We start from the raw sequence: 20,671 nt of genomic DNA on the forward strand, positions 1-20,671 counted from the left end.
TCCCGAGTGCAGTATAGGGTTCATTCTAGAGGAGGGATGTTGAGGAAGCCTTATCAAATTATGAATAAAGTATTACAGCTGTGGAGTGTGGGCTCAGCAGATCGGCAGATAGAACCGGAAGGTAGTACCTTGCCCTTCTTTACTAGTAAAGGAAATATGACCTCCGTGTGCTTCAATAATGCTTTGGCAGATGGAGAGACCCAGCCCTGTACCTTCCTGAACATGTTGTTCTGCATGACTCGTCTGGCCTCTGAAGTAACGCTGGAAAACAAACGGCATGTCCTGTACACGTATTCCCTGACCCGAATCGGCAATCGTCACTTTCAAGTGTCCGGATTCCAGTTCCATATCTATACGTATCGTGTCTCCTGGAGCTGTATGCTTGAGGGCATTGGCGGCAAGATTGGAGATCACCTGTTCAATTCGAGTGGGGTCGATAGCGATTAACACATTGGGGATGAAGTTGGGTCCTTTATAGATAAGCCCCTTTGTTAGGACAACATGTTCAATAGGTTTCAACATCGTCTCCAGTATAGGCCCACTGTACATCTCACGGGTTTCCACCGAAATTTGCCCCAATTCCTGAAGTGCATGAACCAGCAGATCCTCCACAAGGCGGGCCGTTTTATCCGTATGGGTCCGCATGACTCCCATATATTCCATCAGCGTCTCCTGATCGTTGCATAGTCCTTCCTCAATAGCTTCTATGTATGCTTTTATCGTGGTAATTGGTGTTTTAATGTCATGAGATATATTGGTGATGAGTTCTTTTTGTGCTTGTTCCTGCTGAATACGCTGCTCGCTCATATGTTTAATCTCCGTGCGCATTAGATCAAACATGGCATATACTTCGAGCAATTCATCGTTCCGGTTGTACTGAATTTTTTCTTCATAATTGCCTTTAAGCATGGATTCCGCATGTTGCTTCAATTGATGGATGGGAGAGAGCAGGTGTTTGTCCAGTTTTCGTTTCATCCAGAATAGAAATAAGCTCAGAATCAGTGACAGGAGCATGAGTGCGCTAATCAATATAACCGGAAAAGTCATCGATTGATGAACCGTAACCATGGCTTGGGGGATGGAAAAGATGGCATTGCCGATCTGACTTCCCATCGGTCCGTCCATCACGGGAAACGCAATATCAAGCGTATCGTTACCGTCCGCGGCCTGCGTGGCATGATGCAGATCATAATGAAGAGCTGTACGCAGATTAACTTGCGTTCCTTCAGAGGTGGGGTCGGAGGACAGAATGACTTTTCCATCTAAGTTTAGATAGGTAAGCGGAACTCCGGTCTCTCTGGCGGTGGAACGTATGTCTTCACGAATATTTTGTTCATTAAGATGCTGATGATTTTGCTCCAAAGCGAGTAAGATCGGATTGACCTTGAGTCGAACCTGATTCAGGGACAGATTGGATTCGCCTGAATTTCGATCTTGTAACAGCATCATCGACAGTGCAAGGATACTTGAAACGATAATAATGAGAAGGCCAAGTGTTGTTAACAACCAGCGTTTGGACCAGCTGTTCAATGACATGTGGGAGCCTCCAATCTCACTTATTCGTAATTGAATTTGTAACCGACACCCCATACCGTCTTCAGAACGGTCGGATGCGAGGCATCTGCCTCGATTTTTTCACGCAGTCTGCGAATGTATACGGTTACGGTATTTTCATCGCCGTAGGTTGCATATCCCCAGATGGCGTCAAGCAACTGGGCTTTGGAGAACACCTGATTCTTATGGCTTGCCAGATAATGAAGTAATTCGAATTCCTTGGCAGACAGAGAAACTTCCGATCCGTTTAATGTAACTTTATAGGCTTTTTTATCAATCACAAGGTTTCCAAGATGCAGCAGATCTGTTCTGTCTCCAACGAATGTCATGCTGTCATAACGCCTGAAGTGGGCATTAATTCGTGCTAACAGTTCGCTCAGCGAGAAGGGCTTGGTCATATAATCGTCTGCTCCAAAACCAAGACCAAGTACCTTATCGGTATCACTGCCTCTGGCACTTAGAATGAGGATGGGGATATTGTTGCGCCTTCTGATCTCTCGACAGACCTCGATCCCGTCCATGTCCGGAAGCATAATATCCAGAATGATGTAGTCTGGTTGAATAAGCTCTATAATCTGAAGTCCATCTTGTCCAGTGGCTGCCACGGCGACTTCATATTGATTTTTGGTTAAATAATCTCGCAGAATGCGCGAAATATCTGATTCATCCTCGATGATGAGGACTTTGCGCTGGTGGTTTAACATATGTATCGCTCCAGTATGATAGATGTTAATCGAATATATATGTATGAATTTGTAAAATGACTGTCTCTATAATTGTACAGTCTTGTTCTGTGGGAGTCACATAAAAAAATATTGAATTGAACTTCATTCTTATAAAAATGGTCTGACTTCTATTCGCACTAAAAGCTGATTACAGTTTACCGTATCAAAATAACCCATGAACCTCTTTAAGGTCACGGGTTTCTGATGCTGAATATCATACATGCTCCAGATCATCGATAGGCTCATGCTGTCTGGATTTGAGATACTCCGCCGGAGACACACCGAAGTGCGCCCGGAATACCCGGTGGAAATAGGAGTAGCTCGCAAAACCGCAGGATTCGGCAATATGCTCCAGTGTCATTTCACTGTATTTCATTCGTTCCAGCGCTGCATTCAGACGGATCTCAATCGCATATTGAATCATGGTCTGATTGTAGTGCTCCTTGAATAAACGGACTGCACGTGACAGACTGAGCCCTGCATAACGTGCCGCTTCCTCAAGCTTGAACGTAAACGTGGCATGCTCCTCTATAAACCGTTTTAACTTCAGCGCAGAGGACACTGCCCGATCGGTCTGAATATTTTCTTTAATTGCCCGGTCGATATACAGACATAATCCGCGCAGTAACGCATCCTTTAGCTCCGCATTTTCCTCAAGAGGTCCGCGACGTTTCTCAAGTAACATATTTCTCCACAGGCTGATGAGTTTATCATCAAGTCCAATTCGGCTCACGGTAGATCGATGCTGCCGTTTCCACCAGTTCTCGATCCAGCTGCCCTCGCAGAACAGATAATAATCTCCGCTGGACAAGCGTCCTTCCTTATGTGGTTCATCGACCACAAGATGATAGTCATCGCCAGGTTTGAGCAGCAGTAAATCCCCGCTAGTCATCCTGAATTCTTTATCCTGTACATACACTTTGCACGAGCCTTCGGTCTGCAAACGGAACAGATAGGTTTGCAACTCGCCCTTCATATTATGTGTGAACGCCTTATAGTGGTATGAGTAGTCACAGATCAGTACAGATGTCTCTAACGTATCCAAAGATAAAATCCCCCAATATGTACATCCTGCATGCATTCAAATGGGCTACATTCAATAGATGCAAAATGATGGAAATAAAATTTGATCAGATAGTTCATGTTCTGACTATATTGTATATGTTCATTCTAGCCTGTTTTGCGTTAGGATGATACCAGATAGAGCAATGAAAGCAAATTTGAGAACAGAGGTGTATCCTACATGAAAAAACTTAATATTGGTTTGCAATTGTTTACACTCCGTGATGAAACTGCAGCAGATTTTCGTGGTACGTTGCGTAAGGTAGCGGCCCTTGGATATGAAGGTGTGGAGTTTGCCGGATATGGTGATATTCCAGCTGAGGAAATGAAAGCGCTACTAGATGAACTTGGACTGAAAGGATTCAGCAGCCACGTTTCACTACATGCGATGCGCGAAGACTTGCAAAAACAAATCGATTACCTGAAAACAATTGGTGCACAATATATCATTTGCCCTTACCTGATGCCAGAAGATCGTCCTGAGAATGCAGAAGGTTGGACCAAGCTATTCGCTGAGTTACAACAATATGGAGCTGAAGCAGCGAAACAAGGATTGATCTTCGGATACCATAACCATGACTTTGAATTCCACGGCCAGGTTGGCGATGCCAATGCCTTTGATGCCATGTTCGCTCAAACATCACCGGAAGCGGTAAAAGTGGAAATGGACGTATGTTGGGTACAATTTGCGGGACAAAATCCGATCGAGTATATTAATAAATATGCGGGTCGCTTGCCGCTGCTTCATCTGAAGGACTTCAGCAAAGACGAACAGGGCCAGATGAAAACACTGGAATTGGGACAAGGTTCGGTTGACCTGCCAGCTGTTATTGAAGGCGCTACGAATGCAGGTGTAGAATGGCTGATCGTGGAACAAGACGTATGTCAGAACCCTCCGCTTGAGAGCGTATCCAACAGCTACAACTGGTTGAAAGAAAACTACCTGAACCAATTCTAATGGGCCATCGAACCATGAAAAATGCTAATCTATTTGTCAAAGGAGACTTATGTACATGAGTAAAATTAAAGTTGCTGTATTCGGCTGTGGAGCCATTGCCGAGCGCAGACATATTCCAGAGTACGCTGCCAATGAGAACGTAGAACTTGTCGCTTTTGCCGATCCGATTGTGGAGCGTGCGGAGAAGATGGCCGAGACTTACGGCGGTAAAGCGTATTCCAATTACGAGGAATTGCTTGCAAACGAAACGGTGGATGCCGTTAGTGTGTGTACACCGAACTATCTGCATGCCCCAATGGCGATTGCTGCTGCAAATGCAGGCAAGCATGTATTGGTTGAGAAACCAATGGCAGTATCCACTGAAGAAGGCGAGCAAATGATCGAAGCTGCCAAGAAAAATGGCGTGTATCTGATGGTTGGACACAACCAGCGCTTGATGCCTCCTCACGTAAAAGCAAAAGAAATTCTCGACTCCGGCAGACTTGGAAAAGTTCTGAATTTCCGTACATCATTCGGTCACCCAGGTCCGGAAGGATGGAGTGTGGACGGAGCTGAAAGTTGGTTCTTCCGTAAAGAAGAAGCTATTATGGGCGCTATGGGTGACCTGGGCGTGCACAAATCAGACTTTATCCGTTACTTGCTGAATGATGAAGTATCTGAAGTGGCTGGTTTTATCAGCACACTGCACAAGGAAGGTACTCAGGTTGACGATAACGCAACTTGTTTGCTGCGCATGAAGAGCGGAGCGATCGGAACGCTGGTAGCGAGCTGGACACAATACAGAGCTGGAGACAACAGTACTGTTCTGTGGTGCGAGAATGGTGTCATGAAGATCGGAACAGTTGAAGGCGATGAAGTTATCGTTGAACTGACCAATGGCACAGTTGAGACGTACAAAGTTGGTGCCATGGCTACCAACGAGAAACAAGTGCCGAGTGGTGTAATTGACGCATTTGTAGAGTCAATTGTAACTCAAACCCCTCCAGCGATTTCCGGAGAAGAGGGGTTGCGTTCCCTGCAAGTGATCTTGGCAGCATTCGAATCCGAGAAAACAGGTCAGATCGTTAAACTGTAATCCATACGAATGACAGTGCAATTTCTAACATTCTATATGGCTTAATCTATGATATAAGGGACTTATCTTCAGAGAAGTGTTCTGGGGTAAGTCCTTCTTTATTTGTTCCCGGGCAAGTGGGGGGGAACGTGAACAGGGATACGGTAATTGTGCAATAGGGTTTACAATAGTGGATCGCTTTTGCATAACAGAAAAGGCTGATATTATGCGCTACCGCGTAATATCAGCCCCTTAGAGTCATTAAAATTAATGATATAATGATTAACTTTCTTTAGATGCCAGCCGGTACATCACTGCCCAGATCCAGCCATGTTATTTCAGCAGGAGTCAGCGTGATGCGGGAACCTTCGTCACAGGACAGCAGCTCCGCCTGATTCTGGGCACCGATCAGGGCACAGGTTGGGAACGTTTGATTCAATACATAAGCGAGTGCAATCTGAATAGGTGATGTTTTCTTCGAATTAGCCAATTGTTCAGCCCGGCGCAACCGTTCCCAGTTGCCATCACTGTAGAATACACGCACCAGGTCTTCGTTATCCCGAACTTCAGGTGTGAATCGTCCAGTGAAGAAACCACGCGCTTGAGAGGACCAGGATAGCAAGGGCAGCTTGGTTTGGTCATGCCATGCCAGCGTCTCTGCATCTGCTGACACACAACCTTCCCAGAAAGGTTCGTTTGCTTTGGCGAGACTGAGATTTGGACTGCTGAATGTGAAGCCCTTCAAGCCGTTTGCCGCAGCGTACGCATTGGCTTCCTCGAGTCGCTGCCAAGTCCAGTTGGAGGCGCCAATTGCGCCGATTTTACCGGATTCAATATGTTCGTTTAATGCTTCAAGAATGACACTGACAGGGGTATTGGGATCATCCCGGTGCAGGGCATACATCTCTACGTGATCTGTCTGAAGACGCTCCAGACTTTCCATCAAGTCACTGCGGATGGCATCAGCGTTCACACGTGGTCCATTCTGGTCATGATGCGCGCCTTTGGTGAGAATGACGATCTGGTCGCGGTTACCACGTTCTTTCATGTAACGACCAAGGACTTCTTCACTCTGTCCACCACAATAGATATGTGCTGTATCTACGGTGTTACCGCCAATCGACAGAAAAGCATCCATGTTCGTAGCTGCTTTATCGTAGGCATTATGCACGAAATAATCGGTTCCTTTAATCAATCTGGAGACACGTTTACCTGCACCAGCAATTTCGATATATTCCATAAGTCAGTTCATCCTCTCAATTATAGTGTAATTCGTGTACGTTCTTCCGCTGAACGAAGGCAAGCTTCCAGTACTTTCATATTAGCTACTGCATCGGAAGGGGCGAAGCGCAGATCCTTGCCCTGAAGTACAGCACGTGCCATATCATCTCCCTGCAATGAGTAGTGGTTCACTTGCGGGACTTCAATCTCTCTGCGTTCACCACCAGCCGTTACATAGAAGTTGGAACTGCGGTCCTGTCCGCTGATAAATGCGGAAGGGACTTCTATAATCCCGTCGGATCCCAATACCTCCAGCGTGTTGCGGAAGGCTGCCCACATGCTGCTGTCAAACGTCACGCCAACGTGATTATCGAATTCCAGCAGTCCGGAAGCCATCATATCGACTTGATCATGTTGTGGGGAGAACATGCCAATCACGGTAACTGCACTTGGTTCTTGACCAAGCAGCAGACGTGCTACGCTGATGGAATAACATCCGATATCATACAGTGCACCGCCACCCCACTCTTTCCGAAAGCGGACATTGCCGGATGCATTGGAGTTATTAAATGAAAATGTGCTGTGAATACCACGGATCTCACCGATCTCACCACTGGCAATGATATCCCTGATCTGCTCATATCTTGGATGATGGCGGTACATGAATGCTTCCGCGAGATGCACACCTGCATCTGCACAAGCTTGAACCATCTCCTGAGCTTCCTGCTCTGTCAGAGCCAGTGGTTTTTCGCACAAAATATGTTTGCCTGCTTCAGCAGCCCGGATCGTCCATTCCCGATGAAGATGATTCGGCAGTGGGATATATACGGCATCAATGGAATCATCAGCGAGCAAAGCTTCATAACTGCCATAAGCCTTGTCGATCCCAAGTTGTTCAGCCGTTTGCTTGGCTTTATCTTCGTCTCGACTAGCAATCGCGGTTACTTCATTCAACTCGGATTGCTGCAGGCCTGGAATGACGGATTCCACAGCAATGCTAGCGCTACCAAGAATGCCCCAACGCAATTTTTGAACTGAATTCATGTGTTGTATCCTCCTGTGTATGAATGTATATTGTGATTATAAAGAATAGATCAATGAATTAAAATGATAATATATTGAGGTTAGTTAACACAATATTGTTGATCAAGGAGAACCGGCTATGATGAGACAAACCGTATTGCTTACCCTGCAGGATATTCCATATTTTTGTTATCCCGAGTCCGTTGGACATTATATGGACCACGTCCAGCATTCCGTGTTGCGGGAGGCAGGAGCACTGAACAACTTTAATATTCACTACGTCGCTGCGGGCAAAGGGTACGTGGAAGTGGACGGGGTGGTGCATGAGCTTCGCGCAGGTCAGGCGGTTCTATATTTCCCGCAGCAGCGACAGCATTATTATAGTAGTGAAGATGATCCGTGGGATGTACGATGGGTTCATTTTTACGGTGAACGTCTACATGATTATATGATCGAGCGGGGGTTACATCGCAATCTATTATGGACACTGCGGCAACGCAGCTCTTGGGAAGAGGCTCATCTGGCCTTGCTGACTGAAGCGGAACAGAACACGATGCTGCGTCCGGCTCAGCTATCTACATTGACCTATGCCGTACTCGCGGAGTTCGTGCAGCATGCAGTACCTTTAAAGAGTACACGTACCACAAGTAAGGCGGAGAGTCGGGTTCTTGCACTTCTTCCACAGATGCAGCAAGAGGCCTGTCAACCTTTCCTGTTACAGGACTGGGCGGATCTCGCAGGTGTGAGTTCGTATTACTTTTGCAAAATGTTCAAGAGTGCTGTGGAGATGACGCCTATGGAATTTATCACTCGTTCACGACTACAGATGGCGAAGCAATGGTTACTGGAACGGCCTGCGGCCAACATTGGACAGATTGCGGAGGAAGCGGGGTATCCCAATGCCAGTTATTTTAACCGCCAGTTCATGGCCCATGAGGGGATGACACCTACGGATTACCGCGGATTGTATCACAATTAACCCGTATCCTTTCGATGTTGCCAGTGTTTGAAATGTAGTGGTTTGACAGAGAACTCAATCAAGTCTATTATGGATAAATTAAATCCGTGTATAATGAGGTGCCCTCATGAAATATTCAAAAGCGACAAATTATGCTTTGCATACGATGCTTCATCTTGTAAGCACTGCTCCTGAGCAGCTGGTTAGTGTACACCAACTTGCAGAATTGCAGAAGGTATCACCAACCTACCTGTCCAAAATTTTGACCAAATTGGTTAAGGCGGGCATGATTGAATCTACTTCTGGTGCCAATGGTGGTTACCGACTTAGTCGTAAAAATCCGGACCCTTCTTTCCTGGAGATCATTCATGCGATTGAAGGTCAGGCGTCCCTGTTCGAATGTTCCCAGAATCATAACGCAGGCTGTTTGATCCAGCAGGTGATGGTGCAGGCGGAAGAAGAGATGGAAAGTTTTTTGAACAATAAAAAAATGTCAGAACTGGCTTCCCAGATGAAGGGTGCACATTCCCTGTAACTTGCACTAGAAGTGATCTTTCCCCAACCTCGCGAGAGGTAAGGAAAGATTTTTTTGTATCGTTGTACCTAATAGAAGGCGAATGGTACAATAAGGAAGGTATAGTATGCATACATACATGATCCTAATCTTACATCACATTTTACATCTCTGGAGGGACAACACATGAGCCAATCAACGATCACAGGACTGGAACAATTGCTCGCGCTTGAAAACATTCGGAACACCAAGGCGCGTTATTGCCGCTATATTGATACGAAGCAGTGGGATACCTTGGGTGATGTGTTTGCTCCGGATGCAGTGGCCGATTTCAGCACAGAGGGCAATCCAATTCCGGTATTAACAGGCCGTGATACGATCGTACAAGTATTCCGTGATCTTGTGGATGTTGCCGTAACTGTGCATCATGTTCATAGCGCCGAAGTTGAATTTGTATCTGAGAACGAAGCAAAGGTCATCTCCCCAATGGAAGATTGGGTCACGTTCCCGGAGGGCAATGAGAACAAATCCTTCCACGGATTTGGGCACTACCACGAGACTTTTGTCAAAATCGACGGCCAGTGGTACATCAAACATACAAGTCTGAAACGTCTTCGTTTGGACCTGTTTGAATAGTATAATCAGTGTAGAAGAATATAGAATTTGATCAACCGTAAAATAATAGCCCCGAGGAGCGTGATGAACGCATTCTTGGGGCTGTTTTGTGTTTGTGGGAGAGGGCAGCTGACACATGCACAGAAAAATGGGATAGAAAAAAGCCAGGTTCAGAACCCGAGGGTCCCTTCCTGACTTCTTTTGCTTAAATGAGATGTTAGATCCGGTTACTTGTTTCCGTAACTTTCCGTGACTGCATTCTCAGATACACCTGAGAGAAAATAACGGATGCCAGTGCAACTACGGTCATACCCCAGAAAATATTGGTGTACGCCGAGGATAGCGGCATGTTTTGCATCGCAGTTAACGCTACACCAGTGACAGCAACGCTGAAGGCACCGCTGAAGAACTGACTAAGTTGGAACAGTCCCATACCTGCGCCCACCTGATCCATGGTCAGATTGCCAGACAATTCATTGGACACGCTGGTGGTTAGGGAAGAGAAGCCAACGCTGAGCAGGACATACACGGCCATGATGGCGTATATGTTATTGTCTGCAAATAAGGCGAACAATCCGGCAGCAGCAAGTAGCAACCATGGTGCAAATTTCAACAGCAACGTATTGCCATGTCGGTCAATCATGCGGCCGATCCGGTTGGACAGCAGCATGGACACGACTGCACCCGGGAAGATGACTAGCCCGGATTGAGCAGGGGTCAGTCCATATAGATGTGCCAAAATTTGCGGCAGCAGGAACAACGTTGAGAAGTTATTGATGTACGATACAATCCCCAGCGAGCTGAGCATCATATATTTTTTGTCTTTGAACAAAGCAGGTTGAACAAATGGATCTGCCGCGCGCCGAATTCGGAGCCAGAACAGAAGCAGTGCTGCAACACCGATAACAAGCGTGTACCACTGACGGGAAGTCAGGAATAACAGTACACCCGTAGTACCGATGGCAAGAAGCACGGCACCCAGCAGGTCAAATGAACCTTTTTGCGGTGTTTCCCGCGGAAGCAGTTTGAAGAATACAGGAATCAAGAATAACGTTAACCCCGTAACGATAAACAGATCATGCCATCCCAGGAACTGGGTAATACTTCCGCCGATGACGGGACCAAGTCCAAGACCCAGTGAACTGGCGGACATGATGACAGCCATCGATTTACCCCGGCGATCATGTGGAATGTACCGGGTAATCAGCACAATGGCGAGCCCCGGAACTGATGCAGCACCCGCAGCCTGGATCAGACGTGCAATGAGCAAAATGATGAAATGATTACTGAAGAACCCGAGAACGGATGCCGCACCAAGTAACGTAAGCCCGGTCGTGAATAATGTACGAATAGGTATGAAATCCGATAGACGTGAGAACGTAATCGAGGAAATGGCAAATACAATGGAATACCCTGTAACAATCCATGAGGAAGCGACGGATGTAAGCATAAATTCGGCTGCAATTTTGGGCAGGGCCAGATTAAACATCATTGTATTCATAACAACGAGTACAACGGTGAAACCAAGCAAGCTTACAATTAAACCTTCCTGTATTCCGGTCCGTTCCCCTGATGATGCGGTTGCGGTGTTGTTCATAAAAACCTCCTAAAGTGATGATGTGTATTTCGCAACATTTCAGAAACGGTGTGTAACATTTGCAAAATGTAGTATGATGTCAATCCCGTGCCTAACAGCAGGGGTTACATAACGAAATCATTAAAGTTCGATTGGTGTCGAACATTAGAAATATATCATGGATCTGTGTTAAAATACAATGGATAGTCTGATAAAAGGAGACTACAATATGAAGATTTTACATCATCCACAAGTATCAGATATTGAACTTTCCTCCGTATTGTACGCATTAAGCGACCCGACCCGTCTTGGGATTGTTGCCGAAGCAGCGAGAAGCGGGGAGCAGCCGTGCAGTCATTTTCATGCACCTGTTGTGAAGTCAACGATGTCGCATCACATTCGGACCCTGCGAGAAGCGGGAGTCATTCGGGTCAGAGTGCAGGGCACACAGCATTTTCTCACCCTGCGATCCGATGATTTGGAAACGCGCTTTCCAGGACTCCTGCAACCGTTATTGCAGGCCGCAGCTCAGTCGAGCACAGATCCTTCCTAAATGTTGTCCTTTCTTCAGGTCGAAGAGGGGACATTTTTATTTTCTGATACTGCATGTTCAAAAAGTTAACGATTCAGCACCGAGAAGGTTACGAGAACCTGAAGGAGGAGGAGCGGAGTGTAGGCAAACCTACATGAGCACCGGACTCCGAAGGTGAACGCAAGATTCGATGTCGAGTTCGCTTCGTGGTCTACTTCGTGATCAATTGGGGACTTTTTGAACAACCTTTAAAACTGATGCGACATTCTGTGTCGTACCATGCCCTATATAATAACGGTGAACACACAAACCATATCGAAAAGAGGTTCACAACCATTGGCAAAAACTAAAAGAGGACGCGTCTTGTGGAGTCTTCCTTCCAGAGGCCGGGGAACATGCCCGGTGTGTAGCAGTACCCGAATTAAATTGTTGTATACGCAAACAAAAACAGACGGTACAAGTCTGAAAGTATGCAAGAAATGCTTCAAAGCCGTGCAATCCAGAGTGGATAAGGCACATGTATAACATAACTGGCCTGTTCTTCGGAACGGGCCATGTCTTTTGATATAATCGAATATATTAGGAATGGATGAGATGGGGGCGGGAAGATGAGTAACATGCATCGGATTCACTGGTTTGACGAACAGATTCGGGGTGGACGTTTTCCGAATAGCAGCTGGCTTGCCCGTGAGTTTGAAATCTCCCGTCGTCAGGCTCAGCGTGATATTGAATATATGGCAAGTTCCCTGCGAGCCCCTTTGGTGTATATGGCAAAATATCGGGGCTATTGTTATGAGGATCAGACTTTTCGATTGCCCCATTTGTATATGACCGAAGAAGAGCAGCGTGTGCTGAAATATCTGGCGCATCGATATCGACATTACGATTATGATCAAGCAGACGCGGTGAAACGTGTAGCGCATTTGCTGGAGCGTTTTACGTTGGAGGAACAACAGATGGGAAGTAGCGAGCTTCCGGTATTTTCGGCGCAACCGAAGCAACTGCAATTCTTTGAATTATTGTCCCATGCCATAACTGACTTGCGCAGAGTACATATTCATTATAGGGATCACGATGGAGAACGGCAGTTTTCCTTGTGTCCATTAAAGATGATATCCCAGTATAACGCCGATTACGTGGTGGGTTATGAAGCAGACCCTGTACAACAAGTGGCAATTCGCTTGGAAGGCATTGTTCATGTATCGATCTTGGATGAGAGATTTGAGTACAGGTCAGATGATCTCCTAGGTGGATGGGAAGAACCACTGCCTGTGCGTAAACCGTTTGTAGCTGAGATTCGCTTGAAGGAATTGCAGCAAATGGACCTATGGCAAGGGTATCGTATCCAGGCTAGGCAAGATCAGATTTATTCAATTGAATTTTATGACACGGACGCTTTCTTGCAGCATTTGTTTATTAGCGAATGGGAGGAACTTTTGTCTCCTGGGTGGCTTAGACGCAAGCTTCAGCAAAGCGCAGAAGGATTAATTAACAGGCTCGCGATACAAAGTAAGATGGAATAAAGCAAGAGAGGAGAAGATCCGTCCTTGGCTGAGAATATTTTAGATAACCTCATTATGAAGCGGGAGTCCAAATCGTACGTGGATAGTCTGCATGCGATACTCACCCATACAGGCCAGTTTCAAGGTTCCAAGGTTGTACTTGCCGGATATACGGGCATGGCTTTCAAGCTGTCGATACATCGCAGACTACTTCCCATGTCGGTTACAGCGTATGGACAATGGGGGGAGGCACATCGTCCCGGAGTCGATAACCTGGGGATATTCACGATTTTGGATGGGGGACGTACACGTCATTCCACGTTTGGTTATTACCAGCAGGATGCAGTGAATTGGGTGAGACGGAGTATTGATGAAGGCACTGGTGTGATTTACTGGATTCCTGAGTTCGGTGTTATTCATGGATATGATGACAGTGACCGCATCTTTTATGTGCAAGACGGATGGAGCAAGGAACCGCAGATTCTGTTGTATGACAATTTCGGCTTAAACTTTACCGGATTTTGGTATTGTCAGGTGTTTGGTGATCAGGTCCGCATTCCTGAACAGCAGATGCTGCTGGAATCCCTGCGACTGGCGATTGAGGATTGGGATATTCCCTATCGTCTGTTACCTGATCAGAATATTGCCTCAGGTAAAAAGGCATATGATGTGTGGGTGGAGGCCCTGCGGAGTGGGGATTTCGATGAATCCGGTGCAGGTTATATTTTGGAATCCTTCTGCCATTCGCGAACCGAAATAAGAATGTATTTGCAGGGTGTTCGAGGGATATGGAACGAACTGGACCAGGCTTGTGCATGTTATGAAAAGCTTGGAACGTTAATTGACCAAATGAAAGGATATATAGTTCAGCAGGAAAATAGACGTGTCTTGCGATCAGATACGACAGAAGATCTAGCACAGGTACTAGTGAAGGCGAAAGCATTGGAAGAGCAGGCTATTGATTATTTTCGAGTGATATCCCGGAAGTATCCTGACCGTAAAAGGTCCACTATACCACGGTGGGGAGCACATTCCGCGCGATAGGATGAGAGAGGAAGGGAGTGAAGGATGATGGCGACAAAAGTAGTATTGCAGGACTGGATTCAATCCCCGCAAGCTGTGAATTTTGCTGATGAATATAGATCATGGAGCGGTATGAGCGCGTATACAGATGCGTTGTATCGCATTTTATTACATAAACAGTGGACGGTTTTCCCACACCACATGATTGCAGGTATGACAGCAAGTGCATTCAGACTAGTGGTGGATCGGTGTCTGACGGCAGAGTCAATCTCCGCATACAACTGGATGGCAGAGAACTTTGTCGCAGCCGACTTCATTGGCGTGACGGCGAGCCAGGCAGCGGGCTTTTCATTTGAACCGACTTTTCCGCTCTATCAGAAGCAGGCTCTGCTGGATATCAAAGCTTCCATTGACCGGGGCGTAGGTGCGATTCTTTGGCACGATCAATTTGTCATTGTTACTGGATATGATGAGGTGGAACGTGTGCTGTTCATCTGTGAAAGTAAAGGTAATGAAATCATTCGTCTGCCCTATGATTCGTTTGGGAGGGACAGTACACCCTACTGGTACTATCAGGTGATGGAAGCCTGTGCACCTATAGATCTATGGGAAGTCTGCAAGGAATCGTTAATACAGGCCGTCTACAAATGGGAAACCCATGACTATATGCTGCCGCCCCAAGATTATGCCTGTGGGGCGGCTGCGTATGCCGCTATTGCTGCTGCTTTGCAGTCAGGAACATATGACGCTGAACAAGCGGCAACTGTACTTTGCTATTATGCCGAATCAAGGTTGGATATTGCCTCTTATGTTGCAGGACTTAAGCATCTGTCCATTCAAATGGACCAGGTCATAAACGAGTATGAGCTACTCGCAAACCTGTATACAATGATCATTGAGGAAATAGACAACTCCATCTCTTGGGATTCGAGAGAACCGGAATGTGTGCAAAGGGTAATTGAGCTTATATGGAAGGCAGGGGCTACGGAACAACGTGCCATTGATGCCATTAAACTTGCCTTTCCAGAGACGATAGGCAATCGTTTTAAGGATGTTGGATTAAGATAAATATAACAAGTAGTTTATCTGATGTGATACCCCCCGGGTCGAAGTTCCATTTGATGCTAGAAGCGCAGTTTAAATATTTCTCACTTAACTTGGCGGGGTAACCATGCTGACCGCATTCTCAAATTCCGCCTGCCAGTCGCCCTTGATGATGCTGCCGATGTAACCATCGGGTCGAATCAGTACCAGCGTGTCGCTGTGAATGCCATAGATTTCGGTCAGTTTTTTGGTGGTATCGTTGATAACATTCTGTTCGGCTTCATTGCCGGTACTAACGATGTATCTGTGCAATTCGGCACCGCTGGTTGGCCAGATCAACTCTGGGAGAATATGAGCGGTATTGGCTCCAAAGGCAAGCAATGTGAATTGTGGTCCACGAAGGATCTCAAACAGTCGTCTTACACCGCCTGGGCCGATGCATGGAGCATCAGGTGCTCGATCTCCGACCTGAAGTGACTTGGTCGCTGATGCATGCTCAGAGCTAAGTGGACCACCATGATACGATAGTGCGAGCTGTCGTTCTTCGTCACCACGTTTGAGACTGGCGAGACGTTTATTATCGAGCTTTGCGTACAACTCGCTGGATTTCCCAAGAACGCGTGCGGCAACAGGTTGACGTTCAGCTTCATAGGTGTCAAGCAGGCGATCGGGTGCGCCAGCAATGACCTGACCTATCTTCCAGCCGAGGTTGTAAGCGTCCTGTACACCGGTATTGAGCCCTTGCGCACCGGCTGGGGTATGGACGTGGGCTGCGTCGCCTGCAAGGAAGACACGGCCCGACCGATAATGCTCAGCAAGTCGCACGTTGGGACGGAATACGGAACTCCAGGTAATGTCGTAGAGTCGTAAACCAGTGAGCTTGTAGAACTGAGCGGCAAGTACAGCCTCGTCCAGATCTGGGTTCTCGTCTGCTCCCAACCTGATCATGACCTGAAACTGGTCGGAGTGTGGCAATGGGCATGCTCCTACAAATTTACCTTTTGTGCGGGGCCACATATGCCAACGATTGCGAGACAAGCCATCGATTGTACCATCAATGATGAGCATACGATCTGATTCGTTGGTCTCTCCAACAAATCGAATACCTGTACCTTTACGAACGGTGCTGGAACCCCCGTCTGCCCCCACCAGATATCTGCTGCGAATCTTTTCCCCTGAAGAGAGCGTCACCGTCACCCCAGCGTCATCCTGTTCAAAAGTATCTACCGCGTTGTTAAATCCAATATTCAGCCCCTGACGTTCGAGTAGGCGGTGCAGGATGGCATCCGTGCGGTGTTGAGCCAGCAGAAGAATATTCGGATAGGGCAGATCTGGTGTAGGTTTATTTCGCTGCTGCATGCGCCACGGCACAGTGATCGGACCTAGATGGATACCTGCGAGCGGGTAAGAACTTCCCTCTGTGTGAGCATCACTCAGCACGCCTAGATCTTCAAAAACCTCCTGGGTACGCGGCTGTACCCCCTTGGCACGAGAACCCTTAAAGGCATGGGGAGCCTTATCGACCAGCCGGACACGAAGGCCGCGGCGCAACAGATCTGCTGCTAATGTAGATCCGGTCGGGCCAGCACCTGCAACCAATACGTCGATATCGTAATCTTCCCTTGATGGACTCACATCCGGTTGTTGCTTCTCTTGCGATGGCTTGAATCGTATATCTGTCATTTGTAATGTTCCTCTCTGAATTATATAAATTGAACTAAAGATTATTTACACAGGCACTACGATGACAGAACAACCTTCCAATCGCTGTTATCCCCGGATTTTTTCGATTCCCTTTCTCAAGGGGAAATCTGGTGATAAAGAAGAAGCGTATGCTTCCGAAGTAGCTTTCTTGCAGAAAGTTTTTAGCTTCGCTTTTTCAGGTTTTTTCTGTCCTCTTCGTTATCGTGTAAATGATTAGTTCAACTTATTGTTTCTCAGAAACAATAAGTTTCCTTGCAACAATAATAATTTAAATTCTATTCTTTTGTCAATATTGTTTCCTGGAAACTTTAATTATGAACCTGTCCTTGATATACTGGGATGAAGTTCATTAGTGTTGGAGGAAAAAGGATGATCAAGCCATCAAACTATCACAATAAAGAGCACCTGATTGATGAAGTGCTGGAAGCTGTGAAAGACATACAGATTAAATTCCAAGCGGAAGATGACGAAGAGAAGGAATGGCTGCTTAAGCACAGCCCTGATCCGGAAGTTCAAGAGTTAATCGAAGAAATGACGGTTACGATGTTACATGTGCTGGATGCTATCGGAACACTTGAACCTGTAAATGGGATAACCATTTCAAAGCAATTTGGCTTTTCCAAAGGCACGGTTTCCAAAATCACCAAGAGGCTGGTACAGAAAAATATCATTTTGCCTGAATACCTGCCGGATAATAAAAAAGAAGTATTGTTTCGCATGACAGAACAGGGTCAAGACATCTATCGTTTACATCAAGCCATGCATCAACAAATTGATCTTGGCGCAAATCGTTTTTTGCAGCGATATACCGAAGATGAATTGCAGTTCTTAGCGCATGCTCTCCGTGATACGGCACAGGCGTCCTGGTTCAATTCGGAAAAAGATGGGCCATCCATCGTTTCTGGTGATGGGGGGGCTTATCCTGAAGAAGACTCAGAACTTAATGAGACCACAGGGGAGTTAACCGTTAACGAGGAAATGAATGAAATTATGGGGATGCTTCATACACTGAATACCCGTGATCTGAAGAAGGCCAAGGCCGTTCTTGAGGATGTTTTCTTTACGAAATATGAGGATTAACGTAAGTAAGCTGTTGAGCCTGCTCATATTCATCTCGGCATACGAAGTTGTTCTGCAATAAATAAGCGCTATAAAACCGGACAGGCTGCAGCCGATCCGGTTTATTTGCTTTGAACATATATGCACATCAACTCATGTGATCCACGCTAATCATAACTTTTACAAGAAAAAATAACCAAAATTTTAATTTTGGGGTAATCCAAATCCCCTCTTGTTCCGAATATTATATTAGATGGTCTTTTTTGGATGATGATATTCAAGGACAACAGGGGGCGGGAGTATGGTACATAATCCGGAAACCATTCAGGAATGTATCGAACATGCACGGCAAAGGCTCTACCAGATTGCTGATCAATATGCGGAACTGTGGCATCCGGAGGTTATTCGCCAATCCATGGTGCTGGATGAGTTAATTAATGAATATAACAACGCAACTCGCGGAAGAACGAATTCGAATCAACTGAAATAATGAACGTATAGAATGCACTTATAAAATGAAGAAGAATTCCAAGAAGGGATTCCGTGTGTTTGCCTTACTCTTTTACCGCCCCGAGCACAATTCCCTTTACGAAGAAACGCTGCAAGAACGGATATACGAGCAGAATCGGCAGAGCGCCGATAAAGATCTGAGCCGCGTTCACCGTACGTTGAGACATGTTCTGGAGCTGCGTTGCATCCACGTTCATGTTGGAGAAATCTTGCTGTACGATTATGGTCTGCATTAACGTGGCGAGTGGATATTTGGAAGCATCATTCATATAGATCAGCCCGTCGAACCAGGAATTCCATTGACCTACCATCGTGAATAAAGAAATCGTCGCAATGGCGGGCATGGAAACAGGCAGATAGATTTTGAACAGAGTTGTGATATGGTTGGCTCCATCAATGAATGCGGCTTCTTCCAGCTCTTTTGGCACGTTTCGGAAAAAGTTCATCATGAGAATCAGGTTCCAGACAGCCACCGCGCCTGGCAAAATGAGAGCCCACATCGTATTAATCAGTCCAAGCTTCTGGATCAAAATATAGGATGGAATCAATCCCCCGCTGAATAGCATCGTGAAGATGAAAAACCACGCATATAACGAGCGTCCCTTGAAATGCAGACTTTCCTTGGATAACGGATAAGCCGTCAGGAAGACAAGTGTCATACTGAGCAGTGTTCCCAGAACAGTACGCTGGACTGAAATCCAGAGTGCACTCAGAAAGTTACTGTTACCAAATGTTTTGGTATAGGCGTCCACCGTAAAATCAATCGGCCACAGTGTTACCAGATTGGCGGATGCTGCCGCTTTACCACTGAAGGAAACCGCCAGAATATGGACCAGCGGCAGGATGCACAGGATCGAAACGGCCGCGATGAATATCAGGTTAAAGCCATTGAATATACGGTACCCGGTTGTTTTGTGATACACCTTGATTCCTCCTTAATGCGTTATGCTAACTCTTTTAGAAAATACGGTAATTGGCGATTTTGTATGCCATCCGGTACGCAGAGATGACCAGGAACATCGCGACAAATGATTTGAATAACCCAACGGCAGTCGCAAAGCTCATTTTGCCATTCAGAATTCCCATCCGGTAGACAAAGGTATCGATAATATCACCTTTCTCATATACCAGCGGATTGTACAGGTTGAAGATCTGGTCAAAGCCTGCATTCAGGATATTGCCCAGCGATAACGTACCTACCACGATAATCATCGGCACAAGTGCAGGCAGGGTAATATGTAGTGTCTGTCTGAGTCGTGTTGCCCCATCCACCTCTGAAGCCTCGTACAATGCCGGGTTAATGCCCGCAAGTGCTGCCAGAAATACAATTGTCCCGAATCCAAATTCCTTCCACACATCACTGACAACCACCGTTACACGGAACCAGTCTCCATCTCCCAGAAAGAAGATCGGTTCAACGCCAGCCGCGGCTAACACCTGGTTTACCAGCCCACCTTCCGGTGATAACATATCGAGCAGAATGCCGCCCAGGACAACCCAGGACAGGAAATGGGGCAGATACACCAAGGTCTGTGAGAAACGTTTGAACGTAGAGTTCCGAACCTCGTTTAGCAAAATGGCGAACACAACGGGGGCCACAAGTCCGGCTACAATTTTCATCGAAGCAATTAGCACCGTGTTCCAGATGACCTGAACGCTGTCGGGATATTCGAACATGAATTGGAAGTTGTCCCAGCCGACCCATTTGGAGCCAGTGAACCCCAGCCACGGTTTGAAGTCTTGAAAAGCAATGATAATGCCGCCCATGGGCACATAGGCGAACAGCAATGTGAGCAGTACAGCAGGCAGCAGCATCAGATGCAGCGGCCACGTGCGTTTGAAATTCCAGCGGGTACGTTTGCGTGGATGGGGTGTCATTTTTCGCACCGGCGTATTGGTTGTTAACGGTTGTTCCATAGCCATCAGGGTCCCTCCTTTATCTCGTCCAACCCCGACAACATGAGGCGAGTTAGCCTCTGCACAGAGTGGAGCAACTGAATTATAGCAACGGAAAAGGGCGGACTATAGAACAACATT

21 protein-coding genes are annotated in these 20,671 nt (G+C 46.5%); 12 read left to right on the forward strand and 9 right to left on the reverse strand.

The features are described from left to right. Positions 1 to 93 precede the first annotated feature (93 nt). The 3 genes from BLS69_RS27790 to BLS69_RS27800 form a co-directional block, all read right to left on the reverse strand. The gene (locus BLS69_RS27790) at positions 94 to 1,536 is read right to left on the reverse strand and encodes a sensor histidine kinase (RefSeq protein ID WP_091038423.1); all 1,443 of its coding nucleotides are present in this window, start codon (positions 1,534 to 1,536) and stop codon (positions 94 to 96) included. A 20-nt stretch (positions 1,537 to 1,556) separates the two neighbouring features. Continuing rightward, positions 1,557 to 2,258: a response regulator transcription factor gene (locus BLS69_RS27795; protein WP_091038424.1), complete on the reverse strand. Its 702-nt coding sequence runs from the start codon at positions 2,256 to 2,258 to the stop codon at positions 1,557 to 1,559. Between the two features lie 235 nt (positions 2,259 to 2,493). Further along, positions 2,494 to 3,324, reverse strand: coding sequence for a helix-turn-helix domain-containing protein (locus BLS69_RS27800; RefSeq protein ID WP_240768314.1), 831 nt, complete (start codon positions 3,322 to 3,324; stop codon positions 2,494 to 2,496). Between the two features lie 198 nt (positions 3,325 to 3,522). On the opposite strand from BLS69_RS27800, the gene BLS69_RS27805 reads away from it, so the two are divergent. After that, positions 3,523 to 4,299 carry a sugar phosphate isomerase/epimerase family protein gene (locus tag BLS69_RS27805; RefSeq protein ID WP_036606781.1) on the forward strand — a complete coding sequence of 259 codons (777 nt, stop codon included), beginning with the start codon at positions 3,523 to 3,525 and terminating at the stop codon, positions 4,297 to 4,299. Between the two features lie 55 nt (positions 4,300 to 4,354). Beyond that, positions 4,355 to 5,374, forward strand: a complete 1,020-nt coding sequence (locus BLS69_RS27810; RefSeq protein WP_091038428.1) for a Gfo/Idh/MocA family protein — start codon at positions 4,355 to 4,357, stop codon at positions 5,372 to 5,374. Between the two features lie 271 nt (positions 5,375 to 5,645). On the opposite strand, the gene BLS69_RS27815 is transcribed toward BLS69_RS27810, so the two are convergent. Further along, complete coding sequence (locus tag BLS69_RS27815) at positions 5,646 to 6,593, reverse strand: aldo/keto reductase (RefSeq protein WP_091038430.1); 948 nt, start codon at positions 6,591 to 6,593, stop codon at positions 5,646 to 5,648. Positions 6,594 to 6,613: 20 nt separating this feature from the next. Then, complete coding sequence (locus BLS69_RS27820; RefSeq protein ID WP_091038431.1) at positions 6,614 to 7,618, reverse strand: Gfo/Idh/MocA family protein; 1,005 nt, start codon at positions 7,616 to 7,618, stop codon at positions 6,614 to 6,616. Between the two features lie 118 nt (positions 7,619 to 7,736). Between BLS69_RS27820 and BLS69_RS27825 the strand changes: the two genes are divergently transcribed. The 3 genes from BLS69_RS27825 (at position 7,737) to BLS69_RS27835 (ending at position 9,705) form a co-directional block, all read left to right on the forward strand. After that, on the forward strand, positions 7,737 to 8,576 hold the full coding sequence (locus tag BLS69_RS27825; protein WP_091038433.1) for an AraC family transcriptional regulator: 840 nt from the start codon (positions 7,737 to 7,739) through the stop codon (positions 8,574 to 8,576). A gap of 106 nt (positions 8,577 to 8,682) precedes the next feature. Continuing rightward, positions 8,683 to 9,090: an RrF2 family transcriptional regulator gene (locus BLS69_RS27830; RefSeq protein ID WP_017692155.1), complete on the forward strand. Its 408-nt coding sequence runs from the start codon at positions 8,683 to 8,685 to the stop codon at positions 9,088 to 9,090. A 165-nt stretch (positions 9,091 to 9,255) separates the two neighbouring features. After that, positions 9,256 to 9,705 carry a nuclear transport factor 2 family protein gene (locus BLS69_RS27835; RefSeq protein ID WP_074096526.1) on the forward strand — a complete coding sequence of 150 codons (450 nt, stop codon included), beginning with the start codon at positions 9,256 to 9,258 and terminating at the stop codon, positions 9,703 to 9,705. A 196-nt stretch (positions 9,706 to 9,901) separates the two neighbouring features. Here BLS69_RS27835 and BLS69_RS27840 read toward each other — a convergent pair whose 3' ends face one another. Further along, positions 9,902 to 11,281, reverse strand: a complete 1,380-nt coding sequence (locus BLS69_RS27840) for an MFS transporter (RefSeq protein WP_091038435.1) — start codon at positions 11,279 to 11,281, stop codon at positions 9,902 to 9,904. A gap of 208 nt (positions 11,282 to 11,489) precedes the next feature. Between BLS69_RS27840 and BLS69_RS27845 the strand changes: the two genes are divergently transcribed. The 5 genes from BLS69_RS27845 to BLS69_RS27865 all read left to right on the forward strand — a co-directional run bounded on the left by BLS69_RS27845 (position 11,490) and on the right by BLS69_RS27865 (position 15,385). Beyond that, positions 11,490 to 11,813, forward strand: a complete 324-nt coding sequence (locus tag BLS69_RS27845) for an ArsR/SmtB family transcription factor (RefSeq protein ID WP_036606795.1) — start codon at positions 11,490 to 11,492, stop codon at positions 11,811 to 11,813. 315 nt (positions 11,814 to 12,128) lie between these two features. Continuing rightward, on the forward strand, positions 12,129 to 12,317 hold the full coding sequence (locus tag BLS69_RS32805; protein WP_074096524.1) for a hypothetical protein: 189 nt from the start codon (positions 12,129 to 12,131) through the stop codon (positions 12,315 to 12,317). An 83-nt stretch (positions 12,318 to 12,400) separates the two neighbouring features. Beyond that, on the forward strand, positions 12,401 to 13,315 hold the full coding sequence (locus tag BLS69_RS27855; RefSeq protein WP_091038437.1) for a helix-turn-helix transcriptional regulator: 915 nt from the start codon (positions 12,401 to 12,403) through the stop codon (positions 13,313 to 13,315). Between the two features lie 24 nt (positions 13,316 to 13,339). Then, a complete protein-coding gene (locus BLS69_RS27860; RefSeq protein WP_256332441.1) occupies positions 13,340 to 14,338 on the forward strand; it encodes a cysteine peptidase family C39 domain-containing protein in 999 nt (332 codons plus the stop codon). Positions 14,339 to 14,362: 24 nt separating this feature from the next. Beyond that, on the forward strand, positions 14,363 to 15,385 hold the full coding sequence (locus BLS69_RS27865; protein ID WP_091038438.1) for a hypothetical protein: 1,023 nt from the start codon (positions 14,363 to 14,365) through the stop codon (positions 15,383 to 15,385). Positions 15,386 to 15,469: 84 nt separating this feature from the next. On the opposite strand, the gene BLS69_RS27870 is transcribed toward BLS69_RS27865, so the two are convergent. Beyond that, the gene (locus tag BLS69_RS27870; protein ID WP_091038440.1) at positions 15,470 to 17,044 is read right to left on the reverse strand and encodes an FAD-dependent monooxygenase; all 1,575 of its coding nucleotides are present in this window, start codon (positions 17,042 to 17,044) and stop codon (positions 15,470 to 15,472) included. Positions 17,045 to 17,434: 390 nt separating this feature from the next. Between BLS69_RS27870 and BLS69_RS27875 the strand changes: the two genes are divergently transcribed. Both BLS69_RS27875 and BLS69_RS27880 read left to right on the forward strand, forming a co-directional pair. Further along, positions 17,435 to 18,145 (forward strand): MarR family transcriptional regulator, encoded by a 711-nt coding sequence (locus BLS69_RS27875; protein ID WP_091038442.1) that lies wholly within the window; start codon positions 17,435 to 17,437, stop codon positions 18,143 to 18,145. 280 nt (positions 18,146 to 18,425) lie between these two features. Next, positions 18,426 to 18,614, forward strand: coding sequence for an aspartyl-phosphate phosphatase Spo0E family protein (locus tag BLS69_RS27880; RefSeq protein WP_091038444.1), 189 nt, complete (start codon positions 18,426 to 18,428; stop codon positions 18,612 to 18,614). Positions 18,615 to 18,678: 64 nt separating this feature from the next. Here BLS69_RS27880 and BLS69_RS27885 read toward each other — a convergent pair whose 3' ends face one another. Together BLS69_RS27885 and BLS69_RS27890 are read right to left on the reverse strand one after the other, a co-directional pair. Continuing rightward, a complete protein-coding gene (locus BLS69_RS27885) occupies positions 18,679 to 19,557 on the reverse strand; it encodes a carbohydrate ABC transporter permease (protein WP_017692164.1) in 879 nt (292 codons plus the stop codon). A 34-nt stretch (positions 19,558 to 19,591) separates the two neighbouring features. Next, positions 19,592 to 20,512: an ABC transporter permease gene (locus BLS69_RS27890; RefSeq protein WP_091038596.1), complete on the reverse strand. Its 921-nt coding sequence runs from the start codon at positions 20,510 to 20,512 to the stop codon at positions 19,592 to 19,594. Positions 20,513 to 20,671 lie beyond the last annotated feature (159 nt).

The organism is Paenibacillus sp. CF095 (assembly GCF_900101225.1).
Taxonomy (GTDB): Bacteria; Bacillota; Bacilli; order Paenibacillales; family Paenibacillaceae; genus Paenibacillus.

Excerpts from the sequence above, each read along its gene's own strand:
- BLS69_RS27790 (WP_091038423.1), bottom strand. The coding sequence starts at position 1,536 with ATGTCATTGAACAGCTGGTCCAAACGCTGGTTGTTAACAACACTTGGC.
- BLS69_RS27795 (WP_091038424.1), bottom strand. The coding sequence starts at position 2,258 with ATGTTAAACCACCAGCGCAAAGTCCTCATCATCGAGGATGAATCAGAT.
- BLS69_RS27805 (WP_036606781.1), top strand. The coding sequence starts at position 3,523 with ATGAAAAAACTTAATATTGGTTTGCAATTGTTTACACTCCGTGATGAA.
- BLS69_RS27810 (WP_091038428.1), top strand. The coding sequence starts at position 4,355 with ATGAGTAAAATTAAAGTTGCTGTATTCGGCTGTGGAGCCATTGCCGAG.
- BLS69_RS27815 (WP_091038430.1), bottom strand. The coding sequence starts at position 6,593 with ATGGAATATATCGAAATTGCTGGTGCAGGTAAACGTGTCTCCAGATTG.
- BLS69_RS27820 (WP_091038431.1), bottom strand. The coding sequence starts at position 7,618 with ATGAATTCAGTTCAAAAATTGCGTTGGGGCATTCTTGGTAGCGCTAGC.
- BLS69_RS27825 (WP_091038433.1), top strand. The coding sequence starts at position 7,737 with ATGATGAGACAAACCGTATTGCTTACCCTGCAGGATATTCCATATTTT.
- BLS69_RS27830 (WP_017692155.1), top strand. The coding sequence starts at position 8,683 with ATGAAATATTCAAAAGCGACAAATTATGCTTTGCATACGATGCTTCAT.
- BLS69_RS27835 (WP_074096526.1), top strand. The coding sequence starts at position 9,256 with ATGAGCCAATCAACGATCACAGGACTGGAACAATTGCTCGCGCTTGAA.
- BLS69_RS27840 (WP_091038435.1), bottom strand. The coding sequence starts at position 11,281 with ATGAACAACACCGCAACCGCATCATCAGGGGAACGGACCGGAATACAG.
- BLS69_RS27845 (WP_036606795.1), top strand. The coding sequence starts at position 11,490 with ATGAAGATTTTACATCATCCACAAGTATCAGATATTGAACTTTCCTCC.
- BLS69_RS27855 (WP_091038437.1), top strand. The coding sequence starts at position 12,401 with ATGAGTAACATGCATCGGATTCACTGGTTTGACGAACAGATTCGGGGT.
- BLS69_RS27865 (WP_091038438.1), top strand. The coding sequence starts at position 14,363 with ATGATGGCGACAAAAGTAGTATTGCAGGACTGGATTCAATCCCCGCAA.
- BLS69_RS27870 (WP_091038440.1), bottom strand. The coding sequence starts at position 17,044 with ATGACAGATATACGATTCAAGCCATCGCAAGAGAAGCAACAACCGGAT.
- BLS69_RS27875 (WP_091038442.1), top strand. The coding sequence starts at position 17,435 with ATGATCAAGCCATCAAACTATCACAATAAAGAGCACCTGATTGATGAA.
- BLS69_RS27880 (WP_091038444.1), top strand. The coding sequence starts at position 18,426 with ATGGTACATAATCCGGAAACCATTCAGGAATGTATCGAACATGCACGG.
- BLS69_RS27890 (WP_091038596.1), bottom strand. The coding sequence starts at position 20,512 with ATGACACCCCATCCACGCAAACGTACCCGCTGGAATTTCAAACGCACG.